This is a genomic window from Reyranella aquatilis (genome assembly GCF_020880995.1).
In the GTDB taxonomy this organism is placed as follows: Bacteria; Pseudomonadota; Alphaproteobacteria; order Reyranellales; family Reyranellaceae; genus Reyranella; species Reyranella aquatilis.
In genome coordinates this window covers 351,308-367,967 of record NZ_JAJISD010000005.1, presented here as the reverse complement: position 1 = coordinate 367,967, position 16,660 = coordinate 351,308, and the positions used below count along the sequence as shown (strand labels likewise).

Here is a 16,660-nt window from a genome sequence, read left to right as displayed (position 1 = left end):
GAATGTGCCCTTCCCCTACAGGGAGCGCTAAAATGCGTTTTGTGATTGTCGGAGCAGGCCTCGCGGGGCACACAGCCGCCGTGCATCTTCGCGAGTTGGCGCCACAAGCCAAGATCGATATTCTCGGAGACGAACTCGGCCTGCCGTATGATCGCCCGCCGCTGTCCAAAGAAGTCCTTGGCGAGGGCGCACCGCGCTATCTGGCAAACGCGGAGACCTATCATGAGAACGGTATTTCGTATCATCCCGGACAAACCGCGACGCAGATCGATCGAAACCGCTCCGAAATTCTAACCGCTTGCGGAAATGCTTATGCTTACGATCGGCTACTCCTCGCGACCGGATCGCGGGCGAGAAAATTGCCGGATAGCGTCGGGCAAAGCTCGAAAATTCTCTATCTGCGAACGCTTGAAGACGCGGTTCGCTTGAAATCCGTGCTTCGGGAATCGCGTCGAATTGCTGTGATCGGCGGCGGGTTCATTGGGTTAGAGGTTGCTGCCGCCGCTCGAGCGATGGCCTGCGAGGTTTTTCTGTTTGAGATGACGGATCGGATACTATCTCGCGGCATGCCTGCTATCCTGAGCCGTTGGGCTGAGAAATTGCATCGCCTGAACGGAGTCCAGTTCGAATTTGGCTCAAAGATCGATTCAATTCATCATCAGGATGATGGTTCGTTGCGATTGCGCTGGAATGCATTCGCAGATGTCGACGCAGTCGTTGTCGGGATCGGGGTTCAACCCAACACCCAACTTGCATCGGACGCGGGGCTGGACGTCGATGATGGTATTGTCGTGGATGATCGCTGCCAGACATCTGATCCGGCGATCTTCGCTGCGGGAGAGGTGACGTCACACCCCGTCTTAGGCGGCGCGTTTCGTCAGCGACTTGAGTCCTGGAAGGTGGCCTCGGGCCAATCGCTGGTCGCGGCGAAATCCATGGCAGGGATTGACTCGCATTATGCGGAGCCGCCGTGGCTATGGTCGGACCAGTTTGGACACAACATTCAGTCGTTAGGAGTGCTGCAAAATGCTGACCGCAGTGTCGTGCTGGACGATCCTGAAACGAACAATTGGACGGCAATCTTCCTCGATAGTCACGATAAAATTGCCGGCGCAATCGCGGTGAACAACGGCCGTGATATTTCGATGCTAAAGCGTGCCATGCTTCATGACGGAATCATTCCAGAGAAATTGCTCAATAGGGCGGCCAGATAACGCTCCCGTTAGCGGCGACTCCACCTTCCGTGCCGAGTGGGTGGGAAGTTCTTACGCGATACGTCGATATTGGTTGTGAAAAATTCTGCGATGCCTTTTGTTGCCGAGAGTTTTCCGATGCTTCCTGACGTTCGCTAAGGCTCTCCGTTCTGCGCTTCTGCTTCCGTTGACGTGGAAGGCGGCGCGCCTCAGGGTAGCTCTTCGATTGTAGGGGAGGAGTAACCTTGATACGGCGTGGTCCGGAGCTCGAACGCAGTGTCCAAATTGAACGCGAGGCGACGGCAGATAAGTCGATGCCCTGTCATCAAGGTCGACGCCTTCCGTTTGCGCAGCGGTTGACCTGCACCGTCGCGGAGGCTTGTGAAGTGACCGGTCTCGGGCGGACCAAGATTTATGAATTAATCGGCGATGGTCGAGTTACCACGACGACCGTCGGTCGTCGTCGGCTAGTCATTGTGCAATCACTGCTGGCTCTGGTTGGCGTCAATACGACACCAGCCGACCGCGGATAGGTTCGCGGCTCCTGATGACAGTCACCCGAACAGGTGCGGAAGCTGACGACAGCAGGCCTATCGAATCGATTGTGAATTAGCTCTTGATCGATTGTATATCAGCCCGGAAAAGCAGTGAGTGCGCTCCGGGCTTGGGGCCGCGGAAGCCAAGCCTGCAAAGTTATGCGTTAGATGGCAAAAGCTTCTTACTGTCATCCGCGCCGACCGCATTTTCACCGGGCCGCGGGACCAGCGGTACAACTGCTGCCCGAGCGAGATCTTCCAAGGCTGTCGAAATATATTTCGCGTAGTGCCGCTCGATCATTTTCACGGAAGTGTTGTGCAGCTTAGCAACGTGCTGAATAGGCAGTCGGTTTCGCAAGCCGCGGACGATGCTGGAATGTCGTAAGGCATAAGGAATGGCTTCCGGCAACCCTGCGCGCTCGCGGATAGCATGCCACGGACGAGTAAGTTCTGCCGTCTTCCACGGACCCCGTTCTGACTTTCTCCAAACGATGCTACCTGCTTCCTGCTCATGGCTCCATCGCTCGAACAACGGCGCGTCCCTCGGACGATCTAAGATTCCCGGTAAGAGGACTTCGATGATATCTTCGCCCACCGGAACCGGGACGGAGCCACCGTTTCCGCCACGCCCCTTGTAGGAACCCGGTACCATCAAGCGTTGCTCTTTCAGTTGTGCATCACTGACGCGCATCCGCCTTGCCTGCGCAAATCGCGCGCCAGTTGCTGCAAGGCAGACGACAAGGCGATATAGGTCGCCTTCAAATCCCTGCTCGTCGTCGATCTCGCATGCGGCTCGAAGCAAGGTGCTGATCTGCGCGTCCGTGAGGACTTGATTGTCTCGGGCGACAGATATCTCGTCATCGTCATCAATGCGCTCAGCCTTGAACCCGTCTTTTACGATAGATGGGAATGTTGGATTCAGCTTCTTTTGTTCCGCCGTCAAGCGTGGCCATGCTGCATTCAGCGCTGCCTTCAGGTCGTTTATGAGCCGCTGCTTCGTCGTGGCCTTCAATTCTACAGGAAGGTCCTCTCGCCACGTGAAGAGGTGATCTTCCTGTAGCGCGTGCAAATGGACTACGGCGAGAGAGGCAGCCTCAACGGCTTCCTGGCTACCGCGCTCTTCTTGACCAAGAACGTAGCGCCGCAAGCGGTGACCAGCATCGGATCGGACCTCGCGGCCAGCCCTCCGGCTATCACGGGCATTACGCTCCCTGATGTATGTCTCTACAGCCGTCCGCACGGTGGGTGCTGGTCCGGCTGCTTGCGCCGCCGCTTCTATTCTGGACCGGGTGACGTGTTCCCGCGCTTGTGTCACCGCCTGCTCGAAAGTCAGCGTTCCTTCGGCAGGTTTGTCGTTGACGTCGTTAGCGACGCCGACCGGCGCCTGCTTGTAGTTGGCTCCGGCATGGTGATTACGCCAACGCACGAACCACACGCCGCTCCGCTTGTTCTTGCGATAGCCAAGGTGCGCCTCGGCGTCGAGGCGGCGCCAATGCACGCCAAACTCCAACCGGGCGCGCGCCTTGGCGGTCGTGATCTGAGCTTCCGTCAGTGTTTTCGTCACAGCACCCGACCCCAAAGTCGTCGAATATCAGTCGAATAAGCATCGGCGTACAAGGCCGAACAGTGACGGACGGCTTTCAGATAAGCTATTGATAAGATTAGATTGTGGCGAACAAATGTGAACCGGCCGAGAAAAAACTTCCAGCCCTTCAACGGCCGAAACCTTGTCGCCGGGCAGCAGCTCCGCCCGGACTTCGTCGATGCCGGTTTGCTTGGCTATCGCCTCCGCCGTCGCCCGATTGTCGCCGGTGAGCATCACGACGTGCTCGATTCCGGCGCGGTGCAACGCCGCGACGATGTCCTTCGCCTCCGGCCTGACGGCATCGGCAACGGCGACGAGGCCCCAGACTTCCTGGCCATCGCCGACGGCGACGATCGTGCGGCCGGCACTCGACAGTGCATCGGCTCGCTGCAGGACCGCGGGCGAGCCGATTCCTCGCTCCTCGATGTAGCGGCGCGAGCCGAGCCACATCTCGCGGCCAGCAATTCGGCCAACGACCCCCCGGCCTGTGATCGCCTGGACAGCGTCGGCGGGCTCGGCGACGATTTTTAGGTCGGCAGCTTTGGCAAGGATGGCGCGCGCGATTGGATGTGCGCTGCGTACTTCCAGGGCAGCCGCCATGCCGAGGATCTCGCTTTCGCTGCGGCCATCAAGCGGCACGACCTCGACGACCTGCGGCCGCCCTTCGGTGAGCGTGCCTGTCTTGTCCATGGCAACCGCCTTGAGGCGCGCCGGGGTCTCGAGATGCACCCCGCCCTTCACCAGCACCCCCTGTTTCGCTGCGCCGGCCAGCGCGGCCACGATCGTCACCGGCGTCGAGATCACGAGGGCGCAGGGGCAGGCGATCACGAGCAGCACGAGAGCGCGGTAGAACCAGTCCTCCCAAGCACCGCCCAGAAGCAGCGGCGGAACGAGGAAGATGGCAACTGCCAGCACCATCACGACCGGCGTGTAAACACGCGCGAACTTCTCCACCCATTGCTCGCTGGGTGCGCGCCGGCTCTGCGCCGAGCCGACCATGCGGATGATCTGCGCCAGTGTCGTGTCGTTGACCGCCTTGGTGGTGACGACCTCAATGGCACCCTCGCCATTGATGGTTCCGGCGAAGACCTCGTCGCCCGGCACCTTGAAGACGGGAACGCTTTCGCCGGTGATCGGTGCCTGATTGAGCTCGCTCTCGCCGGCGACAACGCGGCCGTCCAAAGGCACCTTGTCCCCCGGCCGCACAACGACGCGTGCGCCGACCCGGACCTCGGCGGCCGGAACGTCGCGTTCCGACCCATCTTCCATCTTGACGCGCGCCGTTGGCGGGGCGAGCTCCATGAGGGCCGCGACCGCCCGCCGCGCGCGACCGAGACTCCAGGTTTCGAGCGCGAGCGCCAACGCAAAGAAGAACGAGACGGTCGCCGCCTCGAACCAGGCGCCGATGCCGATGGCGCCCGCCACCGCAATCGTCATCAGCAGGTTCATATCCGGGCGAAGCCGCTTTGCCGCGATCCAGGCCTTAGGCGCCACATAGCGCACGGCGCAGAGCACTCCGAGCGAATAGAGAACCATGCTCGGCCAGGGCGTCGAGCCCAATGCGTGTTCGCCGGCCTCGAAGGCGGCGATGATACCGCCGCCAAGCCAGGCGTGGACCGCGAAGCCCAGCGCCGCGAATACGCCGCTTGCGGTCGTCAGCCACGACTGCAGCCGCTTGCGGCGCCCTTCGGCCTTCGCGCCCTCGCTGGTAGAGCCTTCGCTCCACGGCTCGGCGCGCATGCCGGCCTGAGTCACTGCCTTTTCGATCCGCGCCTCGAGCGCGGCATCCGGCGTCACGTCGATCGACATGCGGCCGTTGAGCAGATCGAAGGCGAGCTTGTCTTCCCCGACCAGCGGGCCGACCTCGCGCTTCAACGCCGCGATCTCGTCGGCGCAATCCATGCCGTGAATGCGAAACACGACCTGACCGGGTAGGTGGGTCGGGATCGGCGGGCTGAGGGCCTCCTGCACCTCTGCGCCGCAGCACGCCGCGGCTTCTTCTTGCGGCGAAGCCGGCGGAAGGGGCGGCGTCCAGAGCAAGGCCCGCATGCCGGTTCGAGCCACCGCCGCTTCGATCATCTCGGGCGCCGCGCCGTGCTGGGGGCCCACCGTCATCAGGCTTTTCGCGGTGTCGAAGGCGAGCTTGTCTTCACCGACCAGCGGGCCCAGTTCCCGCGTGAGCGCCGCCACCTCGTTCTTGCAATCAAGTCCGTCGACACGGAAGAGCAGTGCCTCGGCCGCGTCGTGTTGCACGAGATAGGCGCGCATGCCGGTGGCGGCGACGCGGCCCACGATTGCCTCGACAGTCGCCTGCTGTTGCGGCGCGACTGTCATCAGCCCCTTCGCCGTGTCGAACGACAACCAGGCTTCGCTGCCGACCAGAGGACCTACCTCGCGCTCGAGCACGGCCACCTCGTTCCTGCAGTCAAGGCCGTCGACTTGGAACAGAAGTGCCGGTGCGGACTGCCGCGCCGGATTTGCCAGGAGATGCGCCTGCATGCCGGTCGTTGCGACTGCGCGCTGGATGACATCGATCATGGAGGCACTGGCGGAACTTACGCCCATGACTCCGGCCCGCGTATCGAAGGATAACCTTTCCTCACCTCCCACGACGGGCCCAACCGCCACGCGAAGCGCGCGGACCTCGTTCTGGCAATCGAGACCGTCTACCTTGAAGCGCAGCGAGCCGGGAGGCCCCATCGTGGCGACATCAGCGCTCATTTCTCGTCTCCTTCGCACAGGGGCCGGCGCGCAGGGATCAGGTTCGGTCACGGCCATCCCATGTCTCATGATATATTCTGTAGTCACTACAGGATCAAGGGCGCAGCGGACCGGTGTTTCACTACCGAATACCGATCACCAACTACCTGAATCGGAACGCTGACGACGGCGCGCCCGCCCCCCCAAAGGAACGCCATTCTGCCAGCGCCAAACAGGAGAATGGACGCGCCGATATCAGGGCATCGGCGAGTCCGGGCTCGGTGCCTGCCAACGTCATCGCTGAATCCATGCATAGTACGTGAGCAGCAGAAGAATGATCGCCCAAGCGCCTGCAGCGATCGTATTGAGTCCTTGGCTATAGGTGATTCCGAACAGACTGAACTGAACGCTTGCCGCTGCGAAAGCTCCGTGTGTTAGAACTTGGTTGGCTGCAAAGCCGGCGAAGAACTTGGCAATTTCCTTCCGCTTCATCGATAGTCTCCCTGAGGCTGCTTCACGTCCGAGCACCCGAGAGCGGAACAACCTCCCGGAACTTTCCGCCGCGACCCTGTTGCGGCGGTTCGCCGCCGCGCTCGACGCCGACGTGTTCAAGCCCATGCTCAGCAAGCATGTTCCGCAGGCCTGCTTCGGCCTCGCGCCAGACGGTGTCTGCATTCGCCGTCGGCGCGATTTGGAGACGCAGTTCAAGTCTTTCCGGCTCGGACTGCGCGAGCTGGAAGAGCGTGACTCCGCGGACAGCCTCGATCGGTTGGGTGAGCGCCAGCGGAGGCAGCCTGACATCGCCGCTCGAAGTCTGGAACGTGAGAACGTCCGCCGAGCGACCCTGTACGCGGAGTGCGGGCAAGGGGTTGCCGCACGGGCACGGGTCCGGCCGCTGCAGGACGCTGTCACCGAGATCGTAGCGCAGGATCGGCTGCACACGATTGGCGAGATTGCTGATTAGGATCGTGTGCGATTGCTCGCCGGGAGCGACCGGCCGGTAATCGGCATCGACCGGTTCGAACGCCACCCAGTCGGCATTGACGTGCAGCCAGCCTTCGCTGCACATGTAGCTGAGGAACATGCATTCCGAGGCGGCGTAGCTGTTGCCGACTTTGGCGCCGAACACGCGCGCTATACGGACGTACTCCGCCTCCGGGAGACCTTCGGCCGAGAGGGCCAGCAGTACGGGATCGATATGGAGCCGTCCGGCTTCCTGTTCGTCGGCCAGCATGGCGGCCATGCTGGCGTAGGGTGTAAGCAGCGACGGCCGGAATCGGTTCAGCCGCTCGACAAGCTCCGCCATCGGCATGTGCGCCGAGAGCACCTCTACGAGTTTTCCGCGCCGCTTCTTCAGGCGTGCCGCGGCAACGGCCGACGCGAAATGGCCGCCCGTCGCCATGACCATCGCCAGCCGCCCGCGGCGGGCGATGATCTTGAGGATGTCACTCGGGCTGAGCCAGTCACCCATCCAGCGGAGCATCATGGCGGTCACGACCGCCATCGTGCGATCGTCGGTCAGGAATATCCCGCGGCGGCCGGTCGTGCCTGAGGTGGTAGCCAGGGTGTACTTTCCGAGGAACCTCTCTCCAATTCGAGCGGGATCGTCGACAACTGCTTCTGCCGCTTCGAGCGTGACGGCGCGGTCGGTGCACCATCCGTCGAAGCGCTCCATGAGCATCTTTTTGTCGGTAACTGGAAGCTGCTCGACGCTTTCGATTCGCTCCGGCAGATCACGGTACAGCTCACGGTAATGCGGCGAGCGGGACCGGGCGTGGGCGACCATCTCGGCGAGACGGGGATGCTGGCGCTGCGCGATTGCGCCGACGCCGATCTTTCGCGTCCGCCACGCGTCCCAGATCACCCTACGACATGCTCGGTCATAATCGTTCTCGGATTCAAACATCTCTGGTTACTCGCTATGTCTACATCCTGTGGCCGCTACAGGATCAACCCGCTGATGATGACCATTGGACCTCTGGCTCAATGCACGCGCGTCAATATCGAAACGATCCGCTCGATGGCCATCATCAATTCGGGGGAAACGGAATCATCCTCTCGAGAGGCGTCGGCACGAACTCAGCTGTCAGCAGGCGGCGAACCAAGTCGCGTCCGCCAAAGACACTATACGACTTGAAGACGAGCACCGCGAAGGTGTCGGGATCAGCAAGGCCATGAGTGAACGGATTGATCTGTGTCAGCGCAGAGGCGGGCGCCAGGTTGGAATAGCGCTCCAGAATGCTGGCCCGGATCGCCGGCTCCATCAGCTCGAACTGTACCGCATAGGCGATGAATTCGTGCCACTCGCGTGGAAGTGCCAACCCGCGCATCGCCAATATCTGGACCACAACCGCATGGGCCACCTCGTGGCGAATGAAGCTGCCACCGACGTCTTGCCAGGGCTCGCCCCATGGCCGCGCCTGCTCACGCGCATACAGCTTGATCGCCCGTGCGGCGGGGTCGTAGGAACCGTGTGCGTGCTTGCGCCCGCCTTTCGCATCGACGTCGCCCCAGAAAGCGATCGAGACATGGGGATCGACTTTGAAGCCAATGCCATCGAAATATGTCAGCACGTCGGAAACAGCCTCACAGGCTTCACGGATCTGCTGCGGGTTGGCAGACTGCACGAACACGTCCCCTCGGCTGCAGGTGCCTGGCGCCCGGCTTTGAGCAACGGTTCGGTTGTCGAACGTGGCGGCGGCGACGGTGACGGCGAGGGTCCATAGCAACGTCAGCTTCATCGGAGCCATACGGCCTCGGCAGGATGGCGTTGCCGTCGCCGATCCCTTGACGTCGCCGTTCAGGCCTACGACACGCTGGGACATGGTCGTTCCAGTTCACGTGCTTCCAGTTGCTGGTTGTGCTACGCCTAAACCCGTAGCCACTACAGCATCAACCGGCAAATGATCACCATCGGAACCCTGTCCAAACGTACGGGCGTCAACATCGAGACCATTCGCTACTACGAGCGGAGCAGGCTCATTCCCCCGGCGCCGCGCACCGAGAGCGGACGGCGGCTCTACAAAGCAGAGGACATCCGGCGACTGACGTTCATTCGCCATGCCAGAGACCTCGGTTTCGACATCGCGGCCATCAAGACGATGCTCGCCCTGCAGGATGTGCCGGAGGAGTCCTGCCAGCGGGTGAGCAGTATCGCCTCAGATCAACTCCAAGCCGTCGAGAGCCGGATCCGCCGGCTTCGCGGGCTCAGGACCGAGCTCGTGCGCATGATCAAGGAGTGCGACAACGGCAAGGTCGCCACGTGCCGGATCATCGAAGTCCTGGCCGACTCTCCGCGGCCATCCGAACGGCCCAGGACACCGCCGAAGAGTGCCAGGCATCATGATATCCGGCTTCCTCGATAGAGCGAGATCGAGCCACTGGGCGTCGGAATGACGAGCGTCTCCTCCGCGTTCCTGAATCCGGCCGCCCGCATGAGGTCGCGGAGCACGCCGCGGGCATTCGGCTCGGTATTTTCGCGGCCGTCGAGGTTCTGAATGATCCCCCTGAAGAGGGCGCGCATGAGTGGCGTGCGCTGTAACCCGTAGTCTGCAATGTGAACTTCGCCGTCGGCCCTCAGGACGGCGTGCATCGCGGCGAGCGCGGCCACCTTCTCGTCCATCGGCACCTGGTGGAACACGAGGCTCGACACGACTTTGGTCGGTCGTGTTCCCTTCAGTAGACCGGCCGCTTGCCGGGCAAAGCCGAGGTGCAGTTCGACTGAGAGGCCAAAGGCCGCGAACCTTTTGCGGGCACGCGCCAATATCGCGGGGTCCGGATCGATGCCTATGAGCCGAGAGGATGGCGCGGCCTTGCCCAGACGCGCCAGCATCGATCCCGTGCCGCAGCCGACATCGACGATCACGTCGCCAGATCGCGGACGGACCTGTGCGATGAGCGCGCTCCTCCACCGTTTCTCGCGTGTCAGGGCCGCCACTCCGAAATCGTACAAGGGAGTGAGCCAATGATGCCCGGCGGCGGGGGTATAGGTCAGGTCAGGCGGCATGACAGTCCTCTTCGATGGAGGACCCTGCATCCTGTAGCGCCTACAGGATCAAGGTCGTGGCGCGCCGCGAGAACGACCCGCGATCGCGGAGCATCGACATTCCGCTTTTCACCAAGCCGCATGGATGAGATAGAGAAGCATTCGCAATAAGGTTTCGAATGCACCTGTCCGCCAAGCCCTTCGCCATCGCTTTCCTGGTTGTCTGCAGCCTGTTGGTGGCGATTCCGGCGCACGCGGAGGACCGTTCGGCTCAGACGGTGTGGCGCCTCCTGGACTACGTCTCGGTCGACTACAGCGAGGCGGTCTCGGACGGCCGGGTCGTCAACGCAGCGGAATATGCAGAGATGGTGGAATTCACGAACTCTGTACGCGAGCGCCTTGGTGCGCTGCCAGCAACGGAGGCGCAGCCGCGCCTGGTGAACCAAGCGGAAGTCCTGCAGGCCGCTGTGCAAAGAATGGCCCCTTCCGATGAGGTGGCGCGCCTCGCGCGGAAGCTCGCTGGCGATCTCTTGGCCGCTTACCCGATGGCTCTCGCACCGTCGCGCGCCCCCGATGTTGCCCGCGCAGCAACCCTCTATCGGGGGCAGTGCGCAGCCTGCCACGGCGCCTCCGGGGCAGGAGACGGGCCGAACGCCAAAGGCATGGACCCGCCGCCCGTTGCCTTCACCGACGAGGCACGCGCCCGACTGAGAAGCGTCTTCGGCCTCTATCAGGTTATCGACCTCGGCCTCGACGGCACAGCGATGGCGAGCTTCGCCCATCTGCCGGCGGACGACCGCTGGGCCCTCGCGTTCTACGTGGGCCAGCTCGCCTATTCCAATGCAGAGGCCAGCCGAGGTGAACAGCTGTGGCGCAGTGATGCGAAGCTGCGCGGCCTGTTTCCCACTTTGGAAGCGGTCACGCAGATGACGCCGGCGGCATTGGCCGACCAGGTCGGCGACGACCAGGCACGCGCCCTGATCGCATTCCTTCGCCGAAACCCCGGCTCGGTTGGCAATCGGCCGGGCGGTACACTGGCCATCGCGCGCGAGCGGTTGGCAGAAAGCGTCAATGCGTACCGAAGCGGTGACCGACGAAAGGCAGCGGACCTCGCGCTTGTGGCGTACCTGGACGGCTTCGAGCCCGTGGAGCCCGTGCTGGCGGTGCGGGACGCGGCGCTCCTGCGCGGCGTCGAAGAGGCAATGGCGGACCTGCGGACGGCAATAAACCGGGGCGTGTCCGTTGCGGACGTCCAGGCGAAATCCGAACGGATAGCCACGCTCGTTGACGCGGCCGAGCGCGTGTTGTCTGCGGAAGAGGCGAGTTGGGGCTCGAGCTTTGTCGGGGCGTTCACCATCCTTGTGCGTGAGGGCCTGGAAGCATTGCTGATCGTCATCGCGATGATCGCCTTCCTGCGCAAGACGGAACGCGTCGAACTCATGCCGTACGTTCATGCCGGCTGGGGTGCAGCCCTTCTTGCCGGCGGCCTGACATGGCTGGCAGCCACGCGCCTCGTGGCGATCAGCGGCGCTAGTCGCGAACTGACGGAGGGATTCGGCTCGCTCATCGCCGCTGCAGTGTTGGTTTCAGTGGGCATTTGGATGCACGGCAAGGGGCAAGCTAACGCCTGGCAGCAGTATGTAGAGGAAAAGCTGACGCGCGCCCTGTCACGCCGATCGGCATGGTTCCTGTTCCTGCTGGCATTCATCGTGGTGTACCGCGAAGTCTTCGAAACCATCCTGTTCTTCACGGCGCTGTGGAGCGAAGGAGCCGGCTTGGCCCTGCTATCCGGCTCTGCCGTCGCGATTGCCATCCTTGCAGCGATTGCAGTGGCGCTGCTGCGTTACAGCCGCCGTCTCCCGATCGCCCAGTTCTTTTCCTTAAGCTCGATATTGATCGCCGGCTTGGCCGTCGTACTGGCCGGCAAGGGCATCGCCGGACTGCAGGAAGCCGGATTGCTGGACTCCTGGCCCGTTAGCGGTCTGCCACGCATCGAGATCCTCGGCGTGTACCCAACGCGTGAGGGTATAGTTGCCCAGCTCCTGACGTTGGGTTTCATGCTGACCGGCTTTTGGTACACGCGCCGCAATTAGCTTGGGGAATATTCACCGTCAAAGGTTCAGGGTCGGAGCCGTTAGAACGCCTGTGCAAGACCTTGGACGCGTCGATGGTAGTCTCGGAAGAGGCAATGTCGGCGGCTGGGTACGCCCGGGCACTCCCGTGGCATTGGATCAACGATATCCAGTTGGGAGGCCGCTCCGGGCGATTGCGCGTCACGCGCCTCCAAGCATACGGTTTCGGTCGCAATGACGATAATTAAGCCTGCTTCCGCGGCGTAAGGTCGCCTCTTGATCTTTCCCTGCGGCCAAATGCTTGCGCCCATCCCATGCCGAGAAGGGCGCTGACCACGAAGCCGATAGCCGGCATCTGCAGGCTGAAATCGACCATTGAATGAAGGATCGGCACGGCCGCCACGGCGAAGGCAGCTCCGGGCAGATAGCGATGCGCGCGTCGCCGCGTTGCGGCCCCGTAAAGCGGTACGCCCCACGGGATGAGCACGATGGCAAAGCCATCAGGGCCATCGGCACGCCGACCTCGACCATGGTCTCAAGGGGCGTGGAGTGCGCAAGATCGTTGGGTACGGGGAGGGTCATCGGCTGCACGATCGCGTAGATGTCGGCGTAGCTGCCGAGCCCCCAGCCCAGCCAGGGCGACATCCGCACGGCCTGCAGCGAGGCCCGCCAGATCTGCATGCGGTCGCCACCGTCGCTGGCGCGTATCGCCTTGTCGATGATGGTGTTGCCAGCGATCACAAGCACGATGATGCCGACGACGGCGCTGATCGCCACGAAGAGGCGCACCAGGTCCGGCCGCGAGCGCCAGCGGCCGCGCAGCATCAACACGGTAGGGGCAGCGGCGCTGGCCAAGGTGGCGGCGAGGCCGGCGCGCGATGCCGAGAACAGCAGGCCACCCAGCAGCAGCAGGCAGACCGCCAGCATGGTCACACGAAAGCCGGTCAACGAGGCGATGATGCCTTCCTCGTCATCCTCGTCGTACCCGTAGGGCATGTCGCCCTTGCGCCGCCTGCCGGCGAAGATCAGCGCCATGGCCGCCACCATGCCCATGCCGCAGTAGGAGCCGAACGAATTGCTGCTGACGAAGGTGCCCGACATCACGCACCGATTCGACAGCTCGTAACCGCCGACCTTCTTGAGGTAGCCGCCGAGATAACAGGAGTGCGTCGTCACCTGCATCAGCACGCCGTAGGCCACGACCAGAACGGCGCCGGCAATGAACATCATCAGCAGCAGCCGCGCGCGGTCGCGGTCGCGGCAGAGGGCTCGGGCCGTCAGGAAGATCGCGCCGCACGTCAGGCATTTGAGCAGCGTGTTGCGTGCCGCATCGATCGCAAGGTCGGGCACCGGCGCGTGGGCGCTGCCGAGCAGGCGGGCGGCCGCCTCATAGAGCCAAGCGCTGCCCGACAACGGCGCCATGGTCGACATCTGGAAGGGCCCGAACAGGACGAATAGGGCAAAGCAGGCGGCAACCGCCAGCAACGGCTTGCGCTCGGCCTCGCTCACCTCGAAGCCCTTGCGCGTCCCTACCCCGGCGGCGACGAGGACGGCGAGCACGCCCAGCATCACGCCGATGGGCGCCCACGCCCAATCGCGATTGGCGCCCATCGGCAGGGCGGCAAACGACACGATGGCGAAGAACAGCGCCGCCACCGACCAGTCGGCAAGCCCGCGCAGCGCCATCAACGGATGGCGCCGCCGCTCGACCCGCGCCTCGGCGTCAAAGGCTACTTCTTCCCCAGGTGCGTGAGCCATTGCGGCAGCTCCTCTTGGGCGTTCGGCTCGCGCACGAAGTAAAAGGACGAAAAGTTTGTCGATCGGCGAGCGGATCATCAGGGCGATCCGACTGGGCTCAATTTCGAGACCTATCCCTGCCGATCACGCACTCACCGGGAGAGCTTCGGCGCATGCAAAGCGCCCTATGGCGTGATGGAAGTCGCGGGCAGCGTTATCGCGACAGCCAGTCGCCGGCGACCATGCGAAGCGTCGTTGCCACCTTGGTGGCACAGGATGGACAATCCATTCCAGCGACGCGGCAGCGTACCGTGGCGGACCGGCTGCCAACATGTTCATCCCGGCTACGTTGCCTCGGTCGCATCCGTCAAGTCGGCGGGCTCGTCAACATGCTCGACCATGTCGAGCAGCACGCAGCGCACGTGCTCGTCCGCCGTCAAATAGAGCACCTGCCGACCCCGGCGCTCAGACCGGAGCAACCGCGCGGCGCGCAGCAGGCGCAAGTGATGGCTGACCAGGCTCACGCCGAGACCGAGGCCCTCGCTGACCTCGGTCACCGCCCGCGGCCGGTCGAGACAGAAGAGGGCGATCCGCAAGCGGGAATTGTCCCCGAGCAGACGGAACACGTCCGCCAGTTCCTGAGTGCGTTCGACATCGGCGGCGGTGCGTGCGCCGGCGCTAAGGGCCTGAGGACTGAACGGCTTCATGGCTTGACTCATTCTCACATTTGTTCAAGTTTAATAGTTATAAGAATGTTTCAGCAAGACCAAAGGCGGCCCAGTCGCCATGCGGTCGCGGGCTTCTGGGGGAGTGCTCATGTCAGTGATCGGCGCCTGCCGCACGTTGGAGCGGGGCATCATCTGGTTGGGTGCGCTTGTCGCCTGGATGACCCTGATCCCGCTGATCGCCGTCTCGGTCTACGACATGATCGGCCGGCAATTCTTTAATGTCGGTTCAACCCGGCTGCAGGAGCTCGAGTGGCACTTCTTCCTCGCCGTGGTGATGCTCAGCCTCGGTTATGCCTACCTGCACAACGCCCATGTGCGGATCGATATCCTTCGCGATCGGTTCGCGCCCCGCACGAGCGCCTCGATCGAGCTGCTCGGCTGCCTGCTGGTCCTGGTTCCGTTTTGCACGGTGCTCATCGTCTACGCCGGCCAGTTTGCGCTGGACTCCTTCGTTCAGATGGAGGGCGCGCGCGCGGCACTAGGCCTGCCGATGCGCTGGATCATCAAGTCCTGCCTGCCGATAGGCGGTCTGCTGCTGCTGCTGGCCGGCCTGTCCGTCGCCATCCGCAACGCGATGTTTCTCGCCGGGCGCGCGACAGGGCCAGCGCCGACCAGCGGCGCGTTGCAACGCGGCTAGGCGAAGGCACAGCGGCGCAGGGGGGGAGCGCGGTGGATTTCCTGATCGACAATCTCGCTCTGTTCATGATCCTGGCCTTGGCATTGCTGCTGTTCAGCGGCTATCCGGTGGCGCTCGTTCTCATCGGCGTCGCGTTGGGCTTCGGCTTGATTGGCTACACACTCGACCAGTTCCCGCTCATCGCTTTGTTCAATATTCCGCTTCGCATCTATTCGACACTCGCCGAGAATCTAATCTACCCCGCGGTGCCGATGCTCCTCTTCATGGGCATCGCGCTGGAAAGAAGCGGGATCGGGCGCGAGCTGTTGCTCTGCCTACAGGTGTTGCTGCGCCGCGTGCCGGCCAGCCAAGTGGTCGCTGTCACGGTGATCGGCATCATTCTGGCGCCATCTGCAGGCCTGGTTGGCGCCTCGGTGGCGACGCTCGCCTATCTCGCGCTCCCCACCATGTTGGAGAGCGGGTACAAGGCATCCTTCGCCACAGGCTCGATTGCCGCCGCCGGCACCCTCGGCCTGATCCTGCCGCCGGCGATTATGCTGTTTTTCCTCGCCGACGAGTTGGGCGTACTGATCTCGCAGATGTTCCTTTCGACGATCGTGCCGGGATTGGTCCTGGTGGTGCTGTATGTTGCCTACTACATTGGCGCAGCCCTGCTCGATCCGCGAATCGCGCCCCCGCTCGCGGCGGTACCAGTCCGCAGCACGCTGCGGTTCGCCCTGTATGTTGCCCGCAGCCTGGCGCTTCCGGTGCTGCTGATCGCCATGGTGCTCGGCTCCGTCATTGCCGGTCTGGCCACACCGACACAGTCGGCATGCGTCGGTGCGGCAGGCGCGATTCTGTTGATGCTGCTCAACCGCAGCCTCTCACTGCGTGCCATGCATGAGATAGTCCAGCGCACGGCGTTGATGACCGCGATGGTCTTCTTCATCGCCCTTGCCGCGACGGTGTTCTCCTACGTGTTCCGCTATTTCAGCGGCGACACGCTGGTGCTCGAGCTGCTTCGTGGTCTGGGCTTCGGTGATTGGGGGATGTTGCTGACCATGCTCGCCATCATCTTCGTGCTCGGCTTCTTCATCGACTGGATCGAGATCGCGCTGATCACCCTGCCGATCTTCGAGCCGGTGCTGAAGGCGCTGGATTTTTCGACCTATGTCGGCTCGCCCCAGCTTGCCTTGGTGTGGATCGCGGCGCTGATCGCGCTAACGCTGCAAACTTCGTTCCTGACGCCGCCCTTCGGCTTCGCGCTGTTCTTCCTCAAGGGCGCTTCGCCACCGAGCGTGGCGCTGCGCGACATCTACCGGGGCATCGTGCCGATCGTGGCGATCCAGCTGCTCGGCATCGCACTTGTCCTCGTTCTGCCGGGACTCGCGACCTGGCTGGCGATGCGCGCCGCCGGGTGAACCAGACCGCTCTGAGAAGCCCTCCGCACTGGCGGAAGGGAGCGGCCCGGCGGCGGCGCCAAAAATCCCAACAACAGGCTGCCCAGG

At 63.1% G+C, this 16,660-nt stretch carries 14 protein-coding genes; 6 read left to right on the top strand and 8 right to left on the bottom strand.

What is annotated here, in order from left to right; translation table 11 throughout:
• Positions 1 to 32: 32 nt before the first annotated feature.
• Both LJ725_RS14215 and LJ725_RS29330 read left to right on the top strand, forming a co-directional pair.
• Positions 33 to 1,214, top strand: coding sequence for an NAD(P)/FAD-dependent oxidoreductase (locus LJ725_RS14215; RefSeq protein WP_211377814.1), 1,182 nt, complete (start codon positions 33 to 35; stop codon positions 1,212 to 1,214).
• Between the two features lie 293 nt (positions 1,215 to 1,507).
• Entirely contained in the window at positions 1,508 to 1,726 is a 219-nt protein-coding gene (locus LJ725_RS29330) for an excisionase family DNA-binding protein (RefSeq protein ID WP_082773477.1), read from the top strand.
• Between the two features lie 160 nt (positions 1,727 to 1,886).
• On the opposite strand, the gene LJ725_RS14210 is transcribed toward LJ725_RS29330, so the two are convergent.
• From LJ725_RS14210 to LJ725_RS14190, 5 genes are all read right to left on the bottom strand, one after another.
• Entirely contained in the window at positions 1,887 to 3,293 is a 1,407-nt protein-coding gene (locus tag LJ725_RS14210; RefSeq protein ID WP_061979539.1) for a tyrosine-type recombinase/integrase, read from the bottom strand.
• Positions 3,294 to 3,320: 27 nt separating this feature from the next.
• Complete coding sequence (locus LJ725_RS14205) at positions 3,321 to 6,035, bottom strand: heavy metal translocating P-type ATPase (RefSeq protein WP_230551314.1); 2,715 nt, start codon at positions 6,033 to 6,035, stop codon at positions 3,321 to 3,323.
• A gap of 273 nt (positions 6,036 to 6,308) precedes the next feature.
• Positions 6,309 to 6,506 carry a hypothetical protein gene (locus LJ725_RS14200; protein ID WP_230551313.1) on the bottom strand — a complete coding sequence of 66 codons (198 nt, stop codon included), beginning with the start codon at positions 6,504 to 6,506 and terminating at the stop codon, positions 6,309 to 6,311.
• Positions 6,507 to 6,528: 22 nt separating this feature from the next.
• Positions 6,529 to 7,878, bottom strand: a complete 1,350-nt coding sequence (locus LJ725_RS14195) for a phenylacetate--CoA ligase family protein (protein ID WP_230551312.1) — start codon at positions 7,876 to 7,878, stop codon at positions 6,529 to 6,531.
• A gap of 166 nt (positions 7,879 to 8,044) precedes the next feature.
• Positions 8,045 to 8,755, bottom strand: coding sequence for a DUF6639 family protein (locus tag LJ725_RS14190; RefSeq protein ID WP_230551311.1), 711 nt, complete (start codon positions 8,753 to 8,755; stop codon positions 8,045 to 8,047).
• A gap of 162 nt (positions 8,756 to 8,917) precedes the next feature.
• On the opposite strand from LJ725_RS14190, the gene LJ725_RS14185 reads away from it, so the two are divergent.
• Positions 8,918 to 9,379 carry a MerR family transcriptional regulator gene (locus LJ725_RS14185; RefSeq protein WP_230551310.1) on the top strand — a complete coding sequence of 154 codons (462 nt, stop codon included), beginning with the start codon at positions 8,918 to 8,920 and terminating at the stop codon, positions 9,377 to 9,379.
• On the opposite strand, the gene LJ725_RS14180 is transcribed toward LJ725_RS14185, so the two are convergent.
• Positions 9,355 to 10,020, bottom strand: a complete 666-nt coding sequence (locus LJ725_RS14180; protein WP_230551309.1) for a class I SAM-dependent methyltransferase — start codon at positions 10,018 to 10,020, stop codon at positions 9,355 to 9,357. The genes LJ725_RS14185 and LJ725_RS14180 overlap by 25 nt on opposite strands.
• Positions 10,021 to 10,178: 158 nt before the next feature.
• Here LJ725_RS14180 and LJ725_RS14175 point away from each other — a divergent pair, with 158 nt between their 5' ends.
• Entirely contained in the window at positions 10,179 to 12,092 is a 1,914-nt protein-coding gene (locus LJ725_RS14175; protein ID WP_230551308.1) for a cytochrome c/FTR1 family iron permease, read from the top strand.
• Between the two features lie 180 nt (positions 12,093 to 12,272).
• On the opposite strand, the gene LJ725_RS14170 is transcribed toward LJ725_RS14175, so the two are convergent.
• Entirely contained in the window at positions 12,273 to 13,907 is a 1,635-nt protein-coding gene (locus LJ725_RS14170) for an O-antigen ligase family protein (protein WP_230551307.1), read from the bottom strand.
• A 245-nt stretch (positions 13,908 to 14,152) separates the two neighbouring features.
• Positions 14,153 to 14,515 carry an ArsR/SmtB family transcription factor gene (locus LJ725_RS14165; RefSeq protein WP_230551306.1) on the bottom strand — a complete coding sequence of 121 codons (363 nt, stop codon included), beginning with the start codon at positions 14,513 to 14,515 and terminating at the stop codon, positions 14,153 to 14,155.
• A 109-nt stretch (positions 14,516 to 14,624) separates the two neighbouring features.
• Between LJ725_RS14165 and LJ725_RS14160 the strand changes: the two genes are divergently transcribed.
• Positions 14,625 to 15,173: a TRAP transporter small permease subunit gene (locus LJ725_RS14160; RefSeq protein ID WP_230551305.1), complete on the top strand. Its 549-nt coding sequence runs from the start codon at positions 14,625 to 14,627 to the stop codon at positions 15,171 to 15,173.
• A 32-nt stretch (positions 15,174 to 15,205) separates the two neighbouring features.
• Positions 15,206 to 16,573 (top strand): TRAP transporter large permease, encoded by a 1,368-nt coding sequence (locus LJ725_RS14155; RefSeq protein WP_230551304.1) that lies wholly within the window; start codon positions 15,206 to 15,208, stop codon positions 16,571 to 16,573.
• Positions 16,574 to 16,660 lie beyond the last annotated feature (87 nt).

Bases quoted from the DNA above. Each gene is read 5' to 3' on its own strand.
- LJ725_RS14215 (WP_211377814.1), top strand. From the start codon at position 33: ATGCGTTTTGTGATTGTCGGAGCAGGCCTCGCGGGGCACACAGCCGCC.
- LJ725_RS29330 (WP_082773477.1), top strand. From the start codon at position 1,508: ATGCCCTGTCATCAAGGTCGACGCCTTCCGTTTGCGCAGCGGTTGACC.
- LJ725_RS14205 (WP_230551314.1), bottom strand. From the start codon at position 6,035: ATGAGCGCTGATGTCGCCACGATGGGGCCTCCCGGCTCGCTGCGCTTC.
- LJ725_RS14200 (WP_230551313.1), bottom strand. From the start codon at position 6,506: ATGAAGCGGAAGGAAATTGCCAAGTTCTTCGCCGGCTTTGCAGCCAAC.
- LJ725_RS14190 (WP_230551311.1), bottom strand. From the start codon at position 8,755: ATGAAGCTGACGTTGCTATGGACCCTCGCCGTCACCGTCGCCGCCGCC.
- LJ725_RS14185 (WP_230551310.1), top strand. From the start codon at position 8,918: ATGATCACCATCGGAACCCTGTCCAAACGTACGGGCGTCAACATCGAG.
- LJ725_RS14180 (WP_230551309.1), bottom strand. From the start codon at position 10,020: ATGCCGCCTGACCTGACCTATACCCCCGCCGCCGGGCATCATTGGCTC.
- LJ725_RS14175 (WP_230551308.1), top strand. From the start codon at position 10,179: ATGCACCTGTCCGCCAAGCCCTTCGCCATCGCTTTCCTGGTTGTCTGC.
- LJ725_RS14170 (WP_230551307.1), bottom strand. From the start codon at position 13,907: ATGATCCGCTCGCCGATCGACAAACTTTTCGTCCTTTTACTTCGTGCG.
- LJ725_RS14165 (WP_230551306.1), bottom strand. From the start codon at position 14,515: ATGAAGCCGTTCAGTCCTCAGGCCCTTAGCGCCGGCGCACGCACCGCC.
- LJ725_RS14160 (WP_230551305.1), top strand. From the start codon at position 14,625: ATGTCAGTGATCGGCGCCTGCCGCACGTTGGAGCGGGGCATCATCTGG.